General features: G+C 41.9%; 18 protein-coding genes. 8 read left to right on the plus strand and 10 right to left on the minus strand.

Annotated elements, in window-relative coordinates:
- Nucleotides 1–49 precede the first annotated feature (49 nt).
- Both ACA086_RS12230 and ACA086_RS12235 read left to right on the plus strand, forming a co-directional pair.
- Nucleotides 50–1,585, plus strand: coding sequence for an OmpA family protein (locus ACA086_RS12230; protein WP_371003611.1), 1,536 nt, complete (start codon nucleotides 50–52; stop codon nucleotides 1,583–1,585).
- Nucleotide 1,586: 1 nt separating this feature from the next.
- Nucleotides 1,587–2,258 (plus strand): hypothetical protein, encoded by a 672-nt coding sequence (locus tag ACA086_RS12235; RefSeq protein ID WP_371003612.1) that lies wholly within the window; start codon nucleotides 1,587–1,589, stop codon nucleotides 2,256–2,258.
- Between the two features lie 60 nt (nucleotides 2,259–2,318).
- On the opposite strand, the gene ACA086_RS12240 is transcribed toward ACA086_RS12235, so the two are convergent.
- The 4 genes from ACA086_RS12240 to ACA086_RS12255 form a co-directional block, all read right to left on the minus strand.
- On the minus strand, nucleotides 2,319–2,555 hold the full coding sequence (locus ACA086_RS12240) for a hypothetical protein (RefSeq protein WP_371003613.1): 237 nt from the start codon (nucleotides 2,553–2,555) through the stop codon (nucleotides 2,319–2,321).
- 136 nt (nucleotides 2,556–2,691) lie between these two features.
- Nucleotides 2,692–3,390 carry a lipoyl(octanoyl) transferase LipB gene (gene lipB, locus ACA086_RS12245; protein ID WP_371003614.1) on the minus strand — a complete coding sequence of 233 codons (699 nt, stop codon included), beginning with the start codon at nucleotides 3,388–3,390 and terminating at the stop codon, nucleotides 2,692–2,694.
- Nucleotides 3,391–3,470: 80 nt separating this feature from the next.
- Nucleotides 3,471–3,830 (minus strand): endonuclease domain-containing protein, encoded by a 360-nt coding sequence (locus ACA086_RS12250; RefSeq protein WP_371003615.1) that lies wholly within the window; start codon nucleotides 3,828–3,830, stop codon nucleotides 3,471–3,473.
- Nucleotides 3,831–4,143: 313 nt separating this feature from the next.
- On the minus strand, nucleotides 4,144–4,299 hold the full coding sequence (locus ACA086_RS12255) for a YqaE/Pmp3 family membrane protein (RefSeq protein WP_297761071.1): 156 nt from the start codon (nucleotides 4,297–4,299) through the stop codon (nucleotides 4,144–4,146).
- Between the two features lie 148 nt (nucleotides 4,300–4,447).
- Between ACA086_RS12255 and lysS the strand changes: the two genes are divergently transcribed.
- The 3 genes from lysS (at nucleotide 4,448) to ACA086_RS12270 (ending at nucleotide 9,218) form a co-directional block, all read left to right on the plus strand.
- Nucleotides 4,448–6,136, plus strand: a complete 1,689-nt coding sequence (lysS, locus tag ACA086_RS12260; RefSeq protein ID WP_371003736.1) for a lysine--tRNA ligase — start codon at nucleotides 4,448–4,450, stop codon at nucleotides 6,134–6,136.
- Nucleotides 6,137–6,286: 150 nt separating this feature from the next.
- The gene (locus tag ACA086_RS12265) at nucleotides 6,287–7,687 is read left to right on the plus strand and encodes a PKD domain-containing protein (protein WP_371003616.1); all 1,401 of its coding nucleotides are present in this window, start codon (nucleotides 6,287–6,289) and stop codon (nucleotides 7,685–7,687) included.
- 97 nt (nucleotides 7,688–7,784) lie between these two features.
- A complete protein-coding gene (locus ACA086_RS12270; protein WP_371003618.1) occupies nucleotides 7,785–9,218 on the plus strand; it encodes a DASS family sodium-coupled anion symporter in 1,434 nt (477 codons plus the stop codon).
- A gap of 56 nt (nucleotides 9,219–9,274) precedes the next feature.
- On the opposite strand, the gene ACA086_RS12275 is transcribed toward ACA086_RS12270, so the two are convergent.
- Nucleotides 9,275–9,679: a hypothetical protein gene (locus ACA086_RS12275; protein WP_371003619.1), complete on the minus strand. Its 405-nt coding sequence runs from the start codon at nucleotides 9,677–9,679 to the stop codon at nucleotides 9,275–9,277.
- Nucleotides 9,680–10,033: 354 nt separating this feature from the next.
- Nucleotides 10,034–10,642: a hypothetical protein gene (locus ACA086_RS12280; protein ID WP_371003620.1), complete on the minus strand. Its 609-nt coding sequence runs from the start codon at nucleotides 10,640–10,642 to the stop codon at nucleotides 10,034–10,036.
- Nucleotides 10,643–10,908: 266 nt separating this feature from the next.
- On the opposite strand from ACA086_RS12280, the gene ACA086_RS12285 reads away from it, so the two are divergent.
- From ACA086_RS12285 to ACA086_RS12295, 3 genes are all read left to right on the plus strand, one after another.
- Nucleotides 10,909–13,404 (plus strand): zinc-dependent metalloprotease, encoded by a 2,496-nt coding sequence (locus tag ACA086_RS12285; RefSeq protein WP_371003621.1) that lies wholly within the window; start codon nucleotides 10,909–10,911, stop codon nucleotides 13,402–13,404.
- A gap of 198 nt (nucleotides 13,405–13,602) precedes the next feature.
- A complete protein-coding gene (locus ACA086_RS12290) occupies nucleotides 13,603–13,767 on the plus strand; it encodes a hypothetical protein (RefSeq protein ID WP_371003622.1) in 165 nt (54 codons plus the stop codon).
- A gap of 164 nt (nucleotides 13,768–13,931) precedes the next feature.
- Nucleotides 13,932–14,375 carry a hypothetical protein gene (locus ACA086_RS12295; RefSeq protein WP_371003623.1) on the plus strand — a complete coding sequence of 148 codons (444 nt, stop codon included), beginning with the start codon at nucleotides 13,932–13,934 and terminating at the stop codon, nucleotides 14,373–14,375.
- Between the two features lie 30 nt (nucleotides 14,376–14,405).
- Here ACA086_RS12295 and hemL read toward each other — a convergent pair whose 3' ends face one another.
- Genes hemL through ACA086_RS12315 form a run of 4 tightly spaced genes read right to left on the minus strand, consistent with a single transcriptional unit; the run spans nucleotide 14,406 to nucleotide 17,833 of the window.
- Nucleotides 14,406–15,695, minus strand: coding sequence for a glutamate-1-semialdehyde 2,1-aminomutase (gene hemL, locus ACA086_RS12300; protein WP_371003624.1), 1,290 nt, complete (start codon nucleotides 15,693–15,695; stop codon nucleotides 14,406–14,408).
- 4 nt (nucleotides 15,696–15,699) lie between these two features.
- Entirely contained in the window at nucleotides 15,700–16,521 is an 822-nt protein-coding gene (locus ACA086_RS12305; RefSeq protein WP_371003625.1) for a glucosaminidase domain-containing protein, read from the minus strand.
- Complete coding sequence (locus tag ACA086_RS12310) at nucleotides 16,518–17,426, minus strand: 1-aminocyclopropane-1-carboxylate deaminase/D-cysteine desulfhydrase (protein ID WP_371003626.1); 909 nt, start codon at nucleotides 17,424–17,426, stop codon at nucleotides 16,518–16,520. The genes ACA086_RS12305 and ACA086_RS12310 overlap by 4 nt, the downstream gene beginning before the upstream one ends.
- Nucleotides 17,426–17,833 (minus strand): hypothetical protein, encoded by a 408-nt coding sequence (locus tag ACA086_RS12315; RefSeq protein WP_371003627.1) that lies wholly within the window; start codon nucleotides 17,831–17,833, stop codon nucleotides 17,426–17,428. The genes ACA086_RS12310 and ACA086_RS12315 overlap by 1 nt, the downstream gene beginning before the upstream one ends.
- Nucleotides 17,834–17,929: the final 96 nt, after the last annotated feature.

Here is a 17,929-nt window from a genome sequence, read left to right on the forward strand (position 1 = left end):
ACCATCAAAATACTAGCCAAATAAACCAAGTGTAAATAAAAATAAAAAAATGAAGCCCTCTCTAAAAGCAAGGATAGTCCTTTTACTCTTCGGAATCCTATTTATTAGCCCTGCCACTCAAGCACAAGAGAAAAGGTTAAAGCGACCCTCCAGCCGTGTAGGTATACTTAGTGTAGACACTTTTGTCAGGGAATCATTTGATCTATACGATAAGGTATATGTGTATGACAATTATGCACGAGAAGGCAGACCTCTCGAAGACGATGATTACGAGGCCTTAATTGATTCGGTTGAAGATATGGAGCAGTTGCTGGCCAGCGCTCCAGATGCCGTAATGGATATCGATGGTGCAGGTGTTTTAAAGCAAGGAAAGGCAACACTGCAAATGAACCGTGCGAAAAAAGCCTTGAATTACAGCTTAAAAACTGCTAAAAAGTTGTTGTCAGAAAAAAGAGAAGAAACCAGCGAAACACAATCGGATGATGATATTGCCGACAACGATTCCGGGAATGAAACCACCACTTCAAACAATGAAAGTGGTTCTTCTGACGGCGAAACCAAAGAGGCAAAAGAATTAGAAGTCTTTAGCAAATTTGACTACGTTCCTGGAGATAAACTAATGTTTTTTGAAGATTTTCAGAATGATTTTATAGGTGACTTTCCTTCCAAATGGAACACAAACGGTTCTGGTGAAGTAGTGACCCTGGGGGATTCAGATGAACGATGGCTGGAGCTCATATCTGGATATAACATTTTCTTTATCCCCGATGTTCCTGATTTGCCTGAAGAGTATACCATTGAATTTGACGTAATGTCTGTAGGCCTTACCAGAAAAACATCGTCTACTGCAATTCTGCGAGTAGACCTGAGTGACAATAGCGGCTTTAAAGAAGGAGCCAATTTTGTACATGCGCAGATTCCATTTTGTCAGTACGCAGCAGTTGGGATAACGATGTCTAACCATATCAATAATAAACGTGAAATGTACAGTACGGTAAGGGCAGATCTGAGAGATGAGGTCCTCAACAGGCCACATATATCCATTGCTGTAAATAAAAGGAGATTTCGTCTGTGGGTCAACGAGGAAAAACATATAGACATCCCCAGAATTGTACCTGAGGGTGGTATAATTAGTAGCTTAAAATTCCATATGAATAATTTTAAGGACGGGGAAGAAAGATTGTTCATCACTAACTTAAAGGTTGCAGAAGGAGGGTTAGACTTGAGGCGTACTCTTATTTCAGAAGGAGAAGTTTCAACCAACGGGATCCTTTTTGATGTGGGTTCTGCCAATATCCAGCCTCAGTCCATGGGGATTATCCGCCAGATCTCCCAGGTTTTGCAACAAGAAGGCGACATGAATTTAATTATCGAAGGCCACACCGATTCAGATGGGGACGAGTCCCTTAACATGGACCTATCTAAACGCAGAGCGGATGCTGTTCGCGATGCACTTATTGATTTTTACAATGTTGATGGTAGTCGATTACAAACTGCAGGCTTAGGCGAATCTGAGCCGGTTGGTGATAACGGCACGCCCGATGGTAAAGCTCAGAATAGACGTGTAGTGTTTAAAAAAATATGATATGAAAAACCTATTTTTTATTGTTATCCTTTTGCTAAGCGCAAGTGGATTTTCACAGGAAGTATGCAGTGTTTACTACCCTTTACAAAAGGGAACAAGCTTCCAGATCACGAGTTACGAAAAAGTCAATAAACCTACGGCAGTCGTAGATTACTCTGTTAGTGATGCGGGGACCGACTGGGCAATGCTGGCCTATGAGGTAAAGGACAAGAAAGGGAAAGTAATAGCCAATTCGGAGTATGAGATTCGCTGTCAGGATGACGGGATAGCAATAGATTTCAAATCGCTTGGAGCGCCAGGAATATTGGAGCAGTATGAAGACATGGAAATTGAAGTTTCAGGAACCAACCTCATAATCCCGAACGACCTTCTGGAAGGCCTTGAATTGCCCGATTCCAATATGCATATGACCATTCATGTTAACCCCATCAAGTTAAATATGGACGTCAATATCACCAATCGAAAAGTATCAGGTAGAGAAACCATAACCACTCCGGCAGGGACGTTCGATTGTGTTGTGCTTTCCTACAACTTTGAATCTAAAATGGGTATAAAAATTAGGGGTACAGCCAAACAATGGCTGGCGGAAGGAGTAGGTATGGTAAAGCAGGAAGATTATAATAAAAAGGGAAAGATGATGAGCTGGTCTGAATTAACCGCTTTCTCTAAATAAAAGATACAAGTATCCTGCTACCTGGGTATTCAAAAACCATGATGAAACAGAAGAATTGGTTTATTCGACTTCAGAATGAGTTTCGGTAACACCTAAGGTTGAATCGGGTTGTTCTAATGACCCATTGCTCTGGTACTCCTTTTCCTCGGAAGGGTTTTCAATATGATGTCCTACCAGTAATGTATCATCGGAATATTCCGAATCATTGCCGATAAAGATAGTGCTCAACAACACCCCCATCAGGCATATGCCCAACATAATCCCTTTGTGTAAAAATTGAGTTCTAATACTTGACATCTTTTTGATTGTTAATGTTATAAATAAAAGTTTCTATATACTAAAGACGAAAAATTCGCATAAATGTTACACGGAAAAGGTCTTAAAATTGTCTGAGCGTCATGACAGGCTTTAGCAGGTCGTCCCGGAAATCGTCTTAAGTCATTTCGGCCTCAAAGAGCTCACCGAAATGAAGAAGTAGTTTTTCCTGCACCTCGTGTATAGGTATTTCTTTTCGACCTAATTCCACATTGAGGGATGTCACCCCCTTCCCTTTGATCCCGCATGGGATCATCAGGTCGAAATAAGAGAGGTCTGTATTGATATTAAAGGCAAAGCCATGCATGGTCACCCAACGGCTGGCCCTGACACCCATAGCACATATCTTTCGCGCGAATGGAGTGCCCACATCAAGCCATACCCCCGTCTCCCCTTTGGAGCGCTCCCCAGTAAGACCATAGTCGGCCAGGGTAAGAATGATCATTTCCTCAAGAAACCTCAGGTATTTATGGATATCAGTAAAGAAATTATCCAGGTCAAGTATAGGATAACCTACAATCTGCCCCGGCCCGTGATAGGTGATATCTCCTCCGCGGTTGATCTTGTAAAACGTTGCACCCCTCTTTTTGAGCTGTTCCTCATCAACCAGTAAATTTTCGATATCCCCGCTCTTGCCCAGAGTATATACATGCGGATGTTCAACGAATAAAAAGTGATTGGGAGTAGGGAAAGTAGTTCCCTCACGCCTGTTGCGTATTTTTAATCCAAGGATCTCCTGAAACAACTCCTCCTGGTAATCCCAGGTTTCCTTGTAATCTTTCAGGCCGAGATGCTCTATGGCCACCTTTTTATTCATACTCTCTTACTAAATAAAAAATAGTCAGCTTGACGCTATTTTTCCCCTACCCCAACCCTTAAGGGAGAGGAAAAATTAGCTTAAATATATTTCATCAATCTTTTAATTACTGTTTCAAAATTATCATCGATATCACTGTTTTGAAAACGGATCACTTTTAGACCATAACTTTCAATTATTTCTGTACGCTCTTTATCATATTGTTGATTCGATTTGTGTTGATTACCATCGATTTCGATAACAAGTTTCGCTTTGTGACAGTAAAAATCTAGGATATAATCTTTAAAAGGATGCTGTCTTCGAAACTTAATCTTGTTAGGTTTGGTACGCAGAAAATTCCAAAGTTTTTTTTCTTGCGGAGTTTCAACTTTCCTTAGGAATCTTGCGAATGCAAATTTGTCTGCCGACGCACCTGCATGCATACCTTCGTCTTTTAACATGTCTCTATGTTCGTTCATTGGAAAATAATCCAGGAAAATAAATACTTAACTATCTGTAGGAATAAGAATTATTGATACTCACAAAAGTAGAAAAATTCCCCCCTTTCAGGTACGGGGTAAGATTATTTGAGCAAATACAATCTAACCCCCTGCAACATTAAAGGCAAAAACCATTGCAGAACTAAATGATCATTTTCTTTTACCTACTCTTTTAGGAGTAAAATTGATCGTAGAAATAGAAAAAATCCACCCTTCAGGGCCGGGGTAAGATTTTTTCGGCATTCTATGGATTGATACAATTGCAAACTTTTACCTAGTTGGGATTATTCAATATGATAAGAGCTGCGATAACGCCGGGCACCCAGCCACAGAGTGTTAACAAAAAGACGATAATAAAAGAGCCACACCCCTTCCCTATGACCGACAATGGTGGAAATAAAATGGCGAGCAATACGCGTAGAAAGCTCATTCTGATTTGATTTTGATTGATGTACTATATCAGTATCAAAGAAAGTTAAAATGTTACACCGTATTCCAATTGAATTTTCTCTACTACAAATGATTTTGATTGATAGATTGGCCGCATGTCGCTATATTTGCAGCTCAATTTTGGGAATATGCAACTGTCTGAACAAGAAGTAGTACGAAGGGAAAAACTGGCAAAACTAAAGGAGATGGGAATTAATCCCTATCCTGCTAATCTCTACCCGGTAAATACCAGGTCTGTTCAGATCAAACAGAACTACGAGGAAGGAAAGGAAGTGATTGTAGCTGGCCGCCTCATGTCGAGGCGTATTCAGGGCAAGGCATCCTTTGCAGAGCTTCAAGACAGTGAAGGCAGAATACAACTCTATTTCAACAGGGATGAGATCTGTCCCGGGGAAGACAAGGCCCTCTATAATGAGGTCTATAAAAAGTTGCTCGACATAGGAGATATCATTGGTGTAAAAGGAACACTCTTTACAACCCAGGTAGGTGAAAAGACCGTAATGGTAAAACACTTCGACCTGCTGAGTAAATCACTCCGGCCCCTGCCCCTGCCCAAAAAAGACGCAGAAGGACACGTCTATGACGAGTTTAACGATCCCGAACAGCGCTATCGCCAGCGTTATGTGGATCTCGTTGTTAATCCGAAAGTTAAAGAGACGTTTGTTAAAAGAACAAAGATAACTAACAGTATCCGGGGGTTCTTCAATGACATGGGCTACCTGGAAGTTGAAACACCCATCCTGCAACCCATTCCGGGAGGTGCCGCTGCTAGGCCTTTTGTAACCCATCACAATGCCCTTAATATCCCGCTATACCTGCGTATTGCCAACGAATTATACCTCAAAAGACTTATTGTAGGTGGCTTTGAAGGCGTTTATGAGTTCTCAAAAGACTTCAGGAATGAAGGGATGGACCGTACCCATAACCCGGAATTTACGGTAATGGAGCTATATGTGGCCTATAAGGACTATAACTGGATGATGGAGAAAACAGAACGCCTCCTTGAAAAAGTAGCCCTTGATGCACATGGGAGCACTAGGGTGAAGGTGGGGAAAAATGAAATCGATTTTAAAGCTCCATATCCACGAGTACCCTTGCTTGAAGCCATAAAGGAACACACCGGTCACGATCTCAATGGTAAAAACGAAGAGGAAATACGCAGCATTGCAAAAAAACTGGGTATTGAGACAGACGATAGCATGGGGAAAGGCAAACTGATTGACGAGATCTTTGGGGAAACTTGTGAAAAATTCTATGTTCAGCCCACTTTTATTATTGATTACCCCAAAGAAATGAGTCCGCTTACCAAAGAACACAGAACTAATCCGGAGCTCACCGAACGTTTCGAACTTATGGTGAATGGGAAGGAAATAGCGAATGCGTATTCTGAGTTAAACGACCCTATTGACCAAAGGGAACGATTTGAAGAGCAATTAAAACTCTCCGAAAAAGGAGATGACGAGGCCATGTTTATCGACCAGGATTTTCTCAGGGCTCTTGAATACGGTATGCCCCCAACTTCCGGGATTGGCATCGGAATAGATCGGCTGGTGATGTTAATGACCGATAACGCCTCTATACAAGAGGTCCTGTTTTTCCCGCAAATGCGTCCTGAGAAGAAAGTACCGGAGCTCAAGGAGAATGAAAAACTTATTCTGGACTATCTGAAACAGCAAAATCCCATGCCGCTCTTAACACTTAAAGAAAAGGCTGGATTAAGTAATAAGGCCTGGGATAAAGGCATAAAAGGCCTCAATGCCCACGGTTTGGTAAAAGTGGTAAAAGAAGGCGAAAACCTGCTCTGTATCCTCCAATAGGACTCTACTCGACAAACAACCTGTTAAAAATATCTAAAATATTTATTTTCAGGTAGTTATACAGCATGCATCTCATCGAAAAGCTGTTAAAAATTCAAATATCATTGCCAGTCAGGCGTTTTATAAACGTGGAACCTCAAATCTGTGTTTATGAAAAAATACTACCTACTGGGCGTATGCCTGATTCTTTTAATAGCGTGTTCTGAAGACGCTAACCCATTAATTGACGAAAAACCGGACGAAGGCGTAGCCCTGAAGGCTTGCTTTGAACTCAGCTCCACAACCATCAATGTTGGTGAGATGCTGACTGTTAGCAACTGTTCAGAAGGTGCAACATCCTATTTGTTCGATTTCGGCAATGGAACCAGCAGTGAGTTGGAAAGTCCTTCTGTCAGTTTTGAAGAAGGCGGAAGTTATGATATCACCCTTACGGTTACCAATGATGAACAGGAAAGCAAGTCGCAGACCAAAACTGTTACCGTCATTGTCATTGAAGCCTCCTATTTGTTTCCGGAGATCCCTGAAGGGTATACGGGCCTCCCTCTGGAAGTAGGGGTAAATCCAACTACAGGAAATATATATTCCCTGGAGTTGTTCCAGGACAATGTGGGCGTAGGAGGATCTAAGTTCTACTATCGTGAATTTGACGAAAACTTTCAATATGCGTCGAACTATATCGCAGATAAACCTTATAATTCAGGGAGCGGATTTGTAAATTTCTACCCGTCAGGGAAAATGAACTTTGTATTTGCGAGAACTCTGGGCGGACTCTACGGTACCCAGGAATTGAATTACACAAGCGTTTGGACGCTGCTCAATGCAGTGAGTTCTGCCACAAAACACAGCTACGGAGCTCTTGTTGCTGGTTCAGATTACCTGTATTTCGGAACAGAGGAAGAAGGTGGAATCTACAAAACGGCCGTAGAGAAACGCAATAGTAGTGGGGACGCATTTGCCGTAGTTCTAAATAACTTTGGGCCGGCCGATTCTATGATTGGAGATATGATAGCCGTAGATGGCGGATATGTAGCGTATGGGGCTGTATTCTCAAAAAATATTTCTCTCCCCTATGTTACAGACTATCAACCCCTACTTGTCTTTTTTGATGGGGATTTAAATGTGACCAGTCATGTAGTCTACGAGGACACTTCCCTTTCTGAAACCGTTGAAGATTGTAACGACTTCAACGGAAGCTATCAACTTACACGGCTCAGTAATGGGAACCTGGTAATGTACAGCCATGGAGAACTCAGAGTTACGGATGCTGAGGGCAACACGGTAAACAAGACCTTTTATGAAGGAAGTTCAACAATTCAGGCCCTGGTTGAACTGGGAGATTCTTTTGTTATTTCAACGGATGAATACCTGCGGAAATTCAACGCACAAGGTGCTCAGATAGCCCAGTTAAAGTACAACGGAAATTACCTTCCTGAACTTATTAAAAAGGACAATGCCCTCTTTTTTATTGCCGGTTATGATCAGGAAAACGAAATTAAAATCTTCTACGGAGCTTGTGATAATGATCTGATGCTCATTGATCTGAGTCCGTAAGGGTTGGTTGCCATGTTCTAAAAAGGGAGCTATCGGCTCCCTTTTTTATTTTCTCAACTAAAATTTTAAGTATAGCTTAGGCCTTAAATTTTGATCTATGGCTTTGAGTAAAAAAATTGGTCTTTTCCTTGGACCGCTGCTTTTTATTATCCTGATCAATTTACCTGACCTTCTCCCCGGCAAGGAATTTGCCAATGCCGTCATCGCCACGGCCTCCTGGATGATTGTCTGGTGGATTACCGAAGCAGTATCTATTTCGGTAACCGCCCTTCTCCCCCTTGTATTATTTCCCAGTCTCAATGTGATGGCCATTGCCGAGGTCGGCGCCAATTATGGCAGTCCTATAATCTTTCTTTTTTTCGGTGGTTTTGTACTGGCCCTTGCGCTTGAAAAGGTAAACCTTCACAAGCGGATAGCCCTGACCATCATTAGGATTACAGGAACGACACCCAACAAAGTTGTACTTGGCTTTATGATTGCCACGGCGGCCCTAAGTATGTGGATCAGTAATACAGCCAGTACAGTGGTCATGCTGCCCATCGCCATGTCTGTAATCAGTTTGTTAATCCATGATCAGGATGGATTTACGAAGGACGATAAAAATTTTGCCCTTAGTGTAATGCTGGGAATTGCGTTTTCGGCCAATGCAGGAGGTATCGCTACCGTAATCGGTACTCCTCCTAATTCAGTACTTATCGGCCTGCTTGAAAATCAGTACCAGATTGAGATTTCCTTTCTAAAATGGATGACCTTTGGCCTTCCATTCTCAACCTTACTACTTTTTATTTGCTACTGGGTGCTGGTTAAATGGATGTTTCCCAACAATCAATTACAGTTTTCGGCGTCACGCCAGGTGATTCAGGACGAGTTAAGCAAACTCGGACCAACGTCAGGGAAAGAAAAAATGGTCCTTGCCATTTTTGGAGTCACTGTTTTTTTATGGGTCTTTAGAACAGTAATTAATGGAATGATTCCTTCGCTCGGACTCTCCGATACGATCATCTCAATGACAGGAGCCATCGCTCTTTTTGCGATACCTTATAATTTGCGAAAAGGGGATTTTATTATACGATGGAATGACACCAGTAAACTGGCGTGGGGAATTCTGATTCTGTTCGGAGGAGGATTAGCACTTGCCAACGGCATGGCTAGTAGCGGTATTGTTGATGTGGTTTCCGATGCCATTGCCCAAAGTGAATTATCTGTTCTCTTTACCGTTTCCCTGCTAATCCTTTTAATGCTGTTTATGACCGAATTGATGAGCAATGTGGCCCTTGTGGCTGTGCTGGCGCCCGTAGTGGCAGGAATTGCAATAGGCCTTGATATTCCTATGCTGCATGTATTGATCCCGGTCACTATTGCCAGCAGCTGTGCTTTTATGCTCCCAATGGCTACTCCTCCCAATGCCATCGTCTTTGCCAGCGGCTACATTGAAGTCCACCAAATGGCCAGGGCAGGGATTATCCTCAACCTGATCTCAGTGGCCCTGCTTATCATCATGTTCCAATTTATCCTGCCCATACTGTTTTAAAAAAAAAGCTCCGAAATTTCTTTCGGAGCCTACATAACAACATATTATCTTACTTCTTACCTTCCAATGCTTGCATTGAAATTAGCGGGGAGGTACTCCCGGGTATCAAAATCGACTTCAAAGAGGTCATTTTCATCAATATACTCGATAGAGTTTATGTCAAAATCACATTGGTAAGGATTGAATCCCTCAGGCAGGTACTCCCTGGTATCAAATCCAAGATCAATCTCCTCTGCCTTTTCTATATAACTGACGTGTAAAACGTTAGTTGGTCCTGCATAAGGATTGAAATCCTCTGGCAGGTACGTATCTGTATCGAAATCGAGAGAAGCTGTTTCTTCCTCCAGATAGATGATATCCTCAAGGATCAGATTTTTGTCATTTAAATTTCCACTCGCGAAAGCCATCTGCCCCGCTACTAAGAGTGAAAGTGTGCTGATTTTTAAAATATCTATATTCATAATGCTTTTTTTTGGTTTAATTATAAAGCAAAGATATAACCCGAAAGCCCCATTTTTATTGTACTTGAGAAATGATTAACATATTGTAATATAAGCACATATTATTATTTTGATAATTTCTATAGATTCTTACTATCAAGTTGATAATAATAAGGTCTAAATGACACATTTAGTGTACCAGCCGACAGCTTTTATTGCAGTAAAACCAGTCGTGATTTGTGCGTTAAACTTTTGTTAAGTAAGGACCTGGGTGGTTATTTATTCTTCCAAAACAAAAAGCCCCTGCTTTCGAGGGGCTTTTCCGCTAACTAATTCAAATAAGTGATTAAATAAAATTGGTATTAATACAGCTCACTAAAGACTGTATGGGTCAAAATTTTCAGGCAGATACATGGTGGTGTCAAAACCCAATTCCACCTCTTCTTCTTCGAGATAAACTATGGAGTTTAAATCCAGTTCTTTTTTATAAGGATCAAAATGGTCAGGAAGGTATATCCTTGTATCAAACCCCATCTCTATATCTTCTTCATCTATATAAGAAATATCCATAAAATCAGCAGGAGAAGCATAGGGATCGAATCCTTCAGGCAGATAGCTGCTTAAATTTCCAATAAAGTCCTCTTCTTTGCTCAAGTCCTGATAAACTACAGTAGAGAGATCGAAATAGGCCTTTTGTGGATCAAAATTCTCAGGCAGGTATTCTGCTGTATTAAAGCCCAGATCAATCTCTTCCTCCATTTCCAAATAAGGGATAGAGGTAAGCTCCAGGGATATTGATTCTTTTTCCTCAGTACATATCCAATTCTCTGAAACTAGATGACTGGGAATTGCATCGATGTTTTCTTCTGACAAAACAAAAGAGGTTATTTCTTTTTCTAAACTTACATCGTTAGGATCAGTTGATTGCGGCGTGGAGGTTATCCCCAGGAAAACCATCCCACAAAGGATAATTAATTTGTTCATTTTTCGATTGATTAGATGAATGTTATACTCTATCTATAAGACTTTGAAAAAAACCAAATGTTACATCATTTGCGTAGGTTTAACAATCTGATCACAGCGTGATCCTTATCAAATTTTCACTCTAAAAATCCGGTAACTGCCCATTATTACTTGCCTTTTAACCTTCTGTTTTGCTTTGTCACAACTACCTCTACTTAAGATAACCTTAACAGAACTTTTGGCTATATTTTCAGTTCTTTGGAAAATTCAATTTTAAAAGTCAGAAAATGATTAAAAAAGTACTCCCAAAGATTCTTGTAATTCTGTTACTTGTAGGGTACGCACCAAGTACGGAGGCACAGCTCTTCAAAAAAAAGAAGAAAACCGAAGTTTCTAAACCGGAAGCTAAATCTAAGAAAGGTGATCCTGAACCCTATGACAAAGTAATTACCAAAGATGCGGTCACAGATTCCGGACTCTTTGATGTTCACAAAGTAGATGACTCTCATTTTTACGAGATTCCGGATTCCCTCTTCAATCGTGAAATGCTAATGGTTAGCCGAATCTCCAAGGCAGCCTCAGGAACTGGTTTCGGAGGTGGAGAAATTAATAAACAGGTCCTGAGATGGGAAAAGAAACCAAAAAAGGTTTTGCTCCGTGTAGTAAGTTATGACGTGGTAGCGGCAGATTCCCTTCCCGTGCACGAAGCTGTTGTTAATTCCAACTTTGAACCTATCTTATATTCTTTCGATATCAAAGCCTTTAAGAAAGACTCTCTGAGTCCCGCCACGGTGATTCAGGTAGACGAACTCTTTACAAAAGATGTACAGGCCCTTGGTATGCCCGACAGATTAAAGAAACGATACAAGGCAACACGATTGGATGCAGACAGGAGTTATCTTGAATCGCTGAAGAGCTACCCCCTCAATATAGAAGCCAGGCATGTAAAAACATACAATGCCGGGAATCCTCCTTCTAATCGGAGTTTGGGTTCTATATCTATAGAGATAAACAATTCGATGATCCTCCTTCCGGAAGAACCCATGAAGCGCCGTTATTTTGATGAACGCGTAGGATGGTTTGCCAGAGGACAGGTAGATTACGGCCTGGATGCGCAGGAAAGCAAGACCATCACCTTCTTAGATCGCTGGAGACTGGAAGTGAAGGATGAGGACATGGATAAATTTAAGAATGGGGAATTGGTTGAGCCAAAAAACCCAATCATATACTATGTTGACCGGGCAACTCCTGAACAATGGGTGCCTTTTATCAAACAGGGAATAGAAGATTGGCAGGTAGCCTTTGAAGCTGCAGGTTTTAAGAACGCTATCATTGCTAAAGACCCTCCTTCTCCGGAAGAAGATCCTGAATGGTCACCCGAAGACGTGAGATACTCCGTAGTTAGATATTTGGCATCCACCATTCAAAATGCCTCTGGACCTCATATAAGTGATCCCCGTAGTGGTGAAATACTGGAGGCCGACATCAACTGGTATCACAACGTAATGACACTATTACGGAACTGGTACTTTGTACAAACTGCTGCCATCAACCCTGAGGCACGTGGTGTTGCATTTAAAGATGAAGTTATGGGCAGACTAATCAGGTTTGTTTCCTCCCACGAGGTAGGACATACTTTAGGATTACCGCACAACATGGGGAGCAGTGTTGCATATGCCGTTGATTCTCTTCGCTCCGAATCCTTTACTAAGAAATATGGAACGGCCCCTTCTATTATGGATTATGCCCGTTTCAATTATATAGCACAGCCCGAAGATGGGGATGTTGCGTTGATGCCTGACATTGGTATTTACGACAAATATGCTATCAAATGGGGTTACAGACCTATTCCGGATGTTTCTGCTGAAGATGAAAAATCCATCCTTGATTCATGGATCCTTGAACATGCCGGAGATCCCATGTATAGATTCGGACATCAACAAGTAGGTGATGTGGTCGATCCCAGTTCGCAAACCGAAGATCTTGGAGATAACGCTATCCTCGCAAGCGAATACGGAATTAAAAACTTAAAGCGTATCGTTCCCAATCTGATTGAATGGACCCAGGAAGATGGAAAAAATTACGATGACCTTGAAACCTTATACAGACAGGTATTAAATCAATACAACAGGTATATGGGTCATGTTTCCAACAACATCGGAGGAGTCTACGAAAATCACAAGACCTATGATCAGGAGGGGGCCGTTTATACCTATGTCCCCAAGGAGCATCAGGAGAATTGTGTCGCCTTTTTACACGACCAGCTCTTTGAAACACCTGAGTGGCTGATCAATCCCGACCTTTTTGCGAAGATTGAGTACTCCGGTTCAGTGGAAAGAGTAAGAGCCGCACAGGTTCGTGCTCTGAATAACCTGTTGAGCCTTGGTAAAATGGCGAGGTTGGTAGAATACGAGACCATCCATGGCAATGAGGCTTATACCTTGGTCGACCTAATGACTGACCTGCGAAGTGGAATCTGGTCTGAGCTCAGGTATGGAAGAACCATAGATACTTATCGCAGGAATCTGCAAAAGGCTTATGTAGACCGACTCGAATACCTCATGAATGCTGAAAACCAGCGCAAGTTGCCTGATTTTGGCGGATACCGGAAATCAACAGCCGTAACTACAAGTCAGTCTGACATCCGGTCTATCGCCAGAGCAGAACTTACTACGCTGAGATCTGCTGCTTTAAATGCCGCTAACCGGACTTCCGACAGGATGAGTAAATATCACTTACAGGATATCGCCAAGCGCATAGAAAAGATCCTGGATCCAAGCTAATTAAAATCATACCTCTCTTTAAAAGGTACTGTTTCCTCTGTGAGCGGTACCTTTTTTTATTATCAACCCCCGCCCAATTTCTCCGTTTACCACAACTTTTTGTGCTTTCACCACATCAGAGCTGCCACTGCACAACATTCCTCCAAATTGCCTTCCTTAAGGGTCTATATTAGTGATATAAATAAAAAACCCCAGATCATGTCTTATAAAGTAAAAAGTCTCATATACCTGATTTGTTTTGTTGTTTCAGTTGTCATCTACGGACAAATAGAAAACAATATGAATGAACCTTCCTCTGAAGAGTTGCAACTCGTTCAGACGCAAGCTGAAGATTTTAACCAGGATACCGACCAGCCTTTATAAGCAATTACCTTTTTCATATCCCCAAATCAATAAGAAAGGGCCTGCAATTAGCAGGCCTTTCCTTTTTTTATAGTCCATGAGTTAAATTCATCTTAAATTCAGATTTAGGGATAAACCTTTTATTGTACTTCAGGTCTTATGGGTATAACTTAAATTAATAACACATGAAAAAAATTCTTATTGCTATGTTTATCATAGCCAGTATGAGTGCCGTTGCCCAGGAAGGACATCGGCACGGACCACGCCACGCAGAAGATCCCCTGACACCGGAACAAATGGCAACCTTGCAGACCAAAAAGATGACCCTAGCCCTCGATCTCACAGAGAAACAGCAGGAGCAGATTCAGGAATTTCACTTGGAAAATAACAAGCTACGCAGGGAAAAAATGGAGTCGAGGAAAGAAGACCGGGCCGATTCTCCTCGCAAGGAACTTAGTGCTGAGGAAAAATTTGCCATGCAGAATGAGCGCCTCGATCGGATGATTGCCAGTAAGGAAAAGTTAAAATCCATCCTTAATCAGGAACAATTCGAAAAATGGGAGAAGATGATGCACCATAGAAAAGGGCGCAAGCACAAAGGGGAGCAAAAACGTCGCGGGAAGCGATAAACGAATAAAAAGGGCCAAATTGGCCCTTTTTTATTTCAGATCCGGAGCGATATGCGACAATGCCTCTAAGGTGAAATCAATGTCTTCGTAGGATAAGGCATCATTGAGAAAATAACTTTCAAAAGCACTGGGCGGAAGATACACCCCTTTGGATAACATCCCATGGAAGTATTTTTTAAAAGTATCATTATTCCCCTTTACTGCTCCTTGAAAATCTTTAACAGCCTCTTCAGTAAAATGTACTGAAATCATTGAGCCAAAGCGGTTAATCTGGTGAGCAATTCCATGATCAGTTAGAATACTACCAATTCCCTTATGCAGGTATTCTGTTTTCTCGGAAAGGCTATCGAACACTCCGGGGTTTTGTTTCAAAGCTGTCAGCATTGCCAGTCCTGCACTCATGGCCAGCGGATTTCCGCTCAAGGTTCCGGCCTGATAAACAGGACCATCGGGGGCCAGACAATCCATGATCTCCTTTCTTGCGGCAAAGGCACCAACTGGTAATCCACCGCCTATGACCTTTCCGTAGGTTGCGATATCGGCCTGGATACCAAGTACTTCCTGGGCTCCACCCTGTGCAAGCCTGAATCCCGTCATTACTTCATCGAAGATGAGAAGGATACCATTTTCCGTACAACGATCCCTCAAACCATGAATAAAGGAGTCATCGGGGATGATACAGCCCATGTTACCGGCTACAGGTTCAATGATTATAGCGGCAATTTTATCTTTATTTGCTTCCAGCAAGGCATCAACACTCTCAAGGTCATTGTAGTTAGCCAGCAAGGTGTCTTGGGCTGTTCCAGCGGTCACTCCCGGGCTATTGGGACTTCCAAAGGTTACAGCTCCACTCCCCGCCTGGATGAGAAATGCATCGGCATGTCCGTGATAACACCCGGCAAATTTTATGATCTTATCCTTTCCTGTAAATCCCCTTGCGAGTCTGATAGCGCTCATACAGGCTTCGGTTCCGCTATTGACAAACCGGATCTTATCTACATTGGGGACCATGGAAATTGCCAGCTTAGCCAGTTCGGTCTCAATCTCGGTAGGCATCCCAAAAGAAGTGCCTTTTTTTGCTTTCTCAATGACGGCTTCAATAACGGGTTCATAGGCATGTCCCAGAATAAGCGGACCCCAGGAAGAGATATAGTCAATGAGCCTGTTACCATCCACGTCATATATATAGGCACCTTTGGCTTCCTTTACAAATACAGGGGTACCTCCCACCGCCTTAAATGCTCTAACGGGTGAATTAACTCCGCCCGGAATATAGCGTTGTGCCTCTTTAAACAAGGCACTGCTCCTTTCGTACTTCATAGGATTATCTGATCTTATTGGACTGTATTCTTAGCTCCTGTCCCACCGAAATGATATTGTCATTCAGGGCATTGAGTTCCTTGAGTTCTTCCACAGAAACAAAATATCTGCGGGAAATGGAATAAAGGGTGTCGCCTTCCTTTACCACATGAACCTTAAACCGCCCCGATGAAGATTTTTTCTCAACCACATACCCTTGCTGCAACACAGCTGTATCGTACTCATAAAGTTTGTATCGTTCGATAAAAGAGATAAGCTTGTGGGGGTATTTCCTGTCTGTTGCATAACCCGCTTTCTTTAAGCCGTATGCCCAGCCTTTATAATCATCTTTACTCAGATCGAAAAGGAATGCATATCGCGATCTGGTGGTCAAAAACAAACTGTGATCCCGGAAGGAATACATTGGATGATTGTATTTCCTGAAACATTCGCCCCTTTCATCATCATCGTGGAGTGCATAAGGTCCGTCCCATCCTGTATGGCATTTTATTCCAAAATGATTATTGGTCTTCAGTGTAAGTTCTCCTCGTCCAAAACCACTTTCGAGAATGCCCTGAGCCAGGGTAATACTCGCCGGGATTCCATATGCCTTCATTTCAAACTGAGCTATTTCTGAAAACGTATCGATATAATCCTCTATGGAAGCAATGGGAAATTCCATAAATCTTCCATTGTCCTCAGGCATAGGGTAGAGTCCGGTATCATCCGTCCTGTTCTTCTCAACAGTGGTTGTTCCGGAATTCTTTTTACTATATGTGGTGCGTTTTTTTGTCCCACAGGCAGAGACCAGGACAACCATTATTCCGATAAAAAAAATCTTCCTCATATGCTTAGCAAAGGTAAGTTCTTTTTTCTCAAAATTCCATTCATCCCTTTAATCCCTTGCAAACCACCTGTGTGAATTGCCAGTATCTTGGTTCCCTTTTTAAATGAATCCGATTTTATCATATCGAGAATGCCATACATCATTTTTCCCGTGTAAACGGGATCTAAGGGGATTTTAGTCTTTTCCTTAAAGGAATTGATAAAGGTGATTAACTCAGTTGTAATCTTGCCGTAACCCCCGAAATGATAAGAATCAATGAGCGACCAGTTTTCCTTTTCTGTATATCTTCCTATCAAGCTTGGAAGGAAATCTCCCTTTAATGCCGGAAATCCCAATATTTTCTGATGGTCCCCAGCCGCCCTGCTAAGGCCTGCCAGGGTTCCGCCACTGCCTACCGGGCAACATATTATATCAAATCGGCTATCTTCAGGGAGCAGAATTTCCTCACAACCCTTTATCCCCAGGTCATTTGTGCCTCCTTCAGGTATTAAATATGCCGCTTTGTACCGCTGAAGAACTCTCTGCTGATAATCTGCATTTTCACGCAACCGATATTCTTTGCGTGTCACAAATTCAAAATCCATCCCCATTTCCGCAGCACTAACAAGCGTTGGATTCTTTCGCCAGCTTTCGGCCAGCTCTTCTCCCCTGATAATTCCAACCGAACTCATCCCATTCGAAGAAGCAGCAAAGGCCGTTGCAGGAATATGATTTGAATAGGCACCTCCAAAAGTAAGGAGGGTTTCGCATTTGTGTTTTTTAGCCTCTTCTATATTGTATTTTAACTTTCGGAATTTATTTCCGGAGAGTGTAGGATGTATCATGTCTTCTCGTCGTAGATAAAGACTGATATGTTTTTCCTTAAGTCCCGGAAGTTCTATGACATCTGTGGGCAAAATCAACATTAGCCCTGTTTTGTCAACCAAAGATATTTTATAAATCCGAACCTACTTCTGGAAGAAAGGTATTCCGGATCCGATTCGTGAAGGTAGGCCTCTCGTTCAAAACTAAGGTTTCGGTAAGCCTTATAAGTGCTTAAATACCAAATGGATTTAAGTACCCATTCACTAATATACCAGACATAAAAAGGCAGAATAAGCATTTCGGCCTGTTGTCTGAGATGGATACGTTCGTGATTGATCAGAATTCTGTCATGGGATAGTTCCGGTTCTTTAAGGATAATAAAAGGCCATAAAGAAAGACCTACGTAATTCCTGTAAAAAAAATACTTACTGATTATCACCATATGTACACTATCCTGTCTTCCTAAAATTAATACGTTTTCGCGCAACTTTAAAAAGATCTTCGACAAATTACTCACAATTAAAGGTCATATCCCTTTAGCTATCAGGAGTAAAGATACCGGCATAATACCGATTACAGCTATGGGTTATTAACAGGAAAACCA

Source organism: Muriicola sp. E247 (assembly GCF_041358175.1).
Classification (GTDB): Bacteria; Bacteroidota; Bacteroidia; order Flavobacteriales; family Flavobacteriaceae; genus Muriicola.

What these genes read in the sequence shown, in the direction of transcription:
- ACA086_RS12270 (WP_371003618.1), top strand. Translation starts at nt 7,785, where the DNA reads ATGGCTTTGAGTAAAAAAATTGGTCTTTTCCTTGGACCGCTGCTTTTT.
- ACA086_RS12285 (WP_371003621.1), top strand. Translation starts at nt 10,909, where the DNA reads ATGATTAAAAAAGTACTCCCAAAGATTCTTGTAATTCTGTTACTTGTA.
- ACA086_RS12290 (WP_371003622.1), top strand. Translation starts at nt 13,603, where the DNA reads ATGTCTTATAAAGTAAAAAGTCTCATATACCTGATTTGTTTTGTTGTT.
- ACA086_RS12250 (WP_371003615.1), bottom strand. Translation starts at nt 3,830, where the DNA reads ATGTTAAAAGACGAAGGTATGCATGCAGGTGCGTCGGCAGACAAATTT.
- ACA086_RS12295 (WP_371003623.1), top strand. Translation starts at nt 13,932, where the DNA reads ATGAAAAAAATTCTTATTGCTATGTTTATCATAGCCAGTATGAGTGCC.
- ACA086_RS12305 (WP_371003625.1), bottom strand. Translation starts at nt 16,521, where the DNA reads ATGAGGAAGATTTTTTTTATCGGAATAATGGTTGTCCTGGTCTCTGCC.
- ACA086_RS12310 (WP_371003626.1), bottom strand. Translation starts at nt 17,426, where the DNA reads ATGTTGATTTTGCCCACAGATGTCATAGAACTTCCGGGACTTAAGGAA.
- ACA086_RS12230 (WP_371003611.1), top strand. Translation starts at nt 50, where the DNA reads ATGAAGCCCTCTCTAAAAGCAAGGATAGTCCTTTTACTCTTCGGAATC.
- ACA086_RS12235 (WP_371003612.1), top strand. Translation starts at nt 1,587, where the DNA reads ATGAAAAACCTATTTTTTATTGTTATCCTTTTGCTAAGCGCAAGTGGA.
- hemL (WP_371003624.1), bottom strand. Translation starts at nt 15,695, where the DNA reads ATGAAGTACGAAAGGAGCAGTGCCTTGTTTAAAGAGGCACAACGCTAT.
- lysS (WP_371003736.1), top strand. Translation starts at nt 4,448, where the DNA reads ATGCAACTGTCTGAACAAGAAGTAGTACGAAGGGAAAAACTGGCAAAA.
- ACA086_RS12265 (WP_371003616.1), top strand. Translation starts at nt 6,287, where the DNA reads ATGAAAAAATACTACCTACTGGGCGTATGCCTGATTCTTTTAATAGCG.
- ACA086_RS12275 (WP_371003619.1), bottom strand. Translation starts at nt 9,679, where the DNA reads ATGAATATAGATATTTTAAAAATCAGCACACTTTCACTCTTAGTAGCG.
- lipB (WP_371003614.1), bottom strand. Translation starts at nt 3,390, where the DNA reads ATGAATAAAAAGGTGGCCATAGAGCATCTCGGCCTGAAAGATTACAAG.
- ACA086_RS12280 (WP_371003620.1), bottom strand. Translation starts at nt 10,642, where the DNA reads ATGAACAAATTAATTATCCTTTGTGGGATGGTTTTCCTGGGGATAACC.
- ACA086_RS12255 (WP_297761071.1), bottom strand. Translation starts at nt 4,299, where the DNA reads ATGAGCTTTCTACGCGTATTGCTCGCCATTTTATTTCCACCATTGTCG.
- ACA086_RS12240 (WP_371003613.1), bottom strand. Translation starts at nt 2,555, where the DNA reads ATGTCAAGTATTAGAACTCAATTTTTACACAAAGGGATTATGTTGGGC.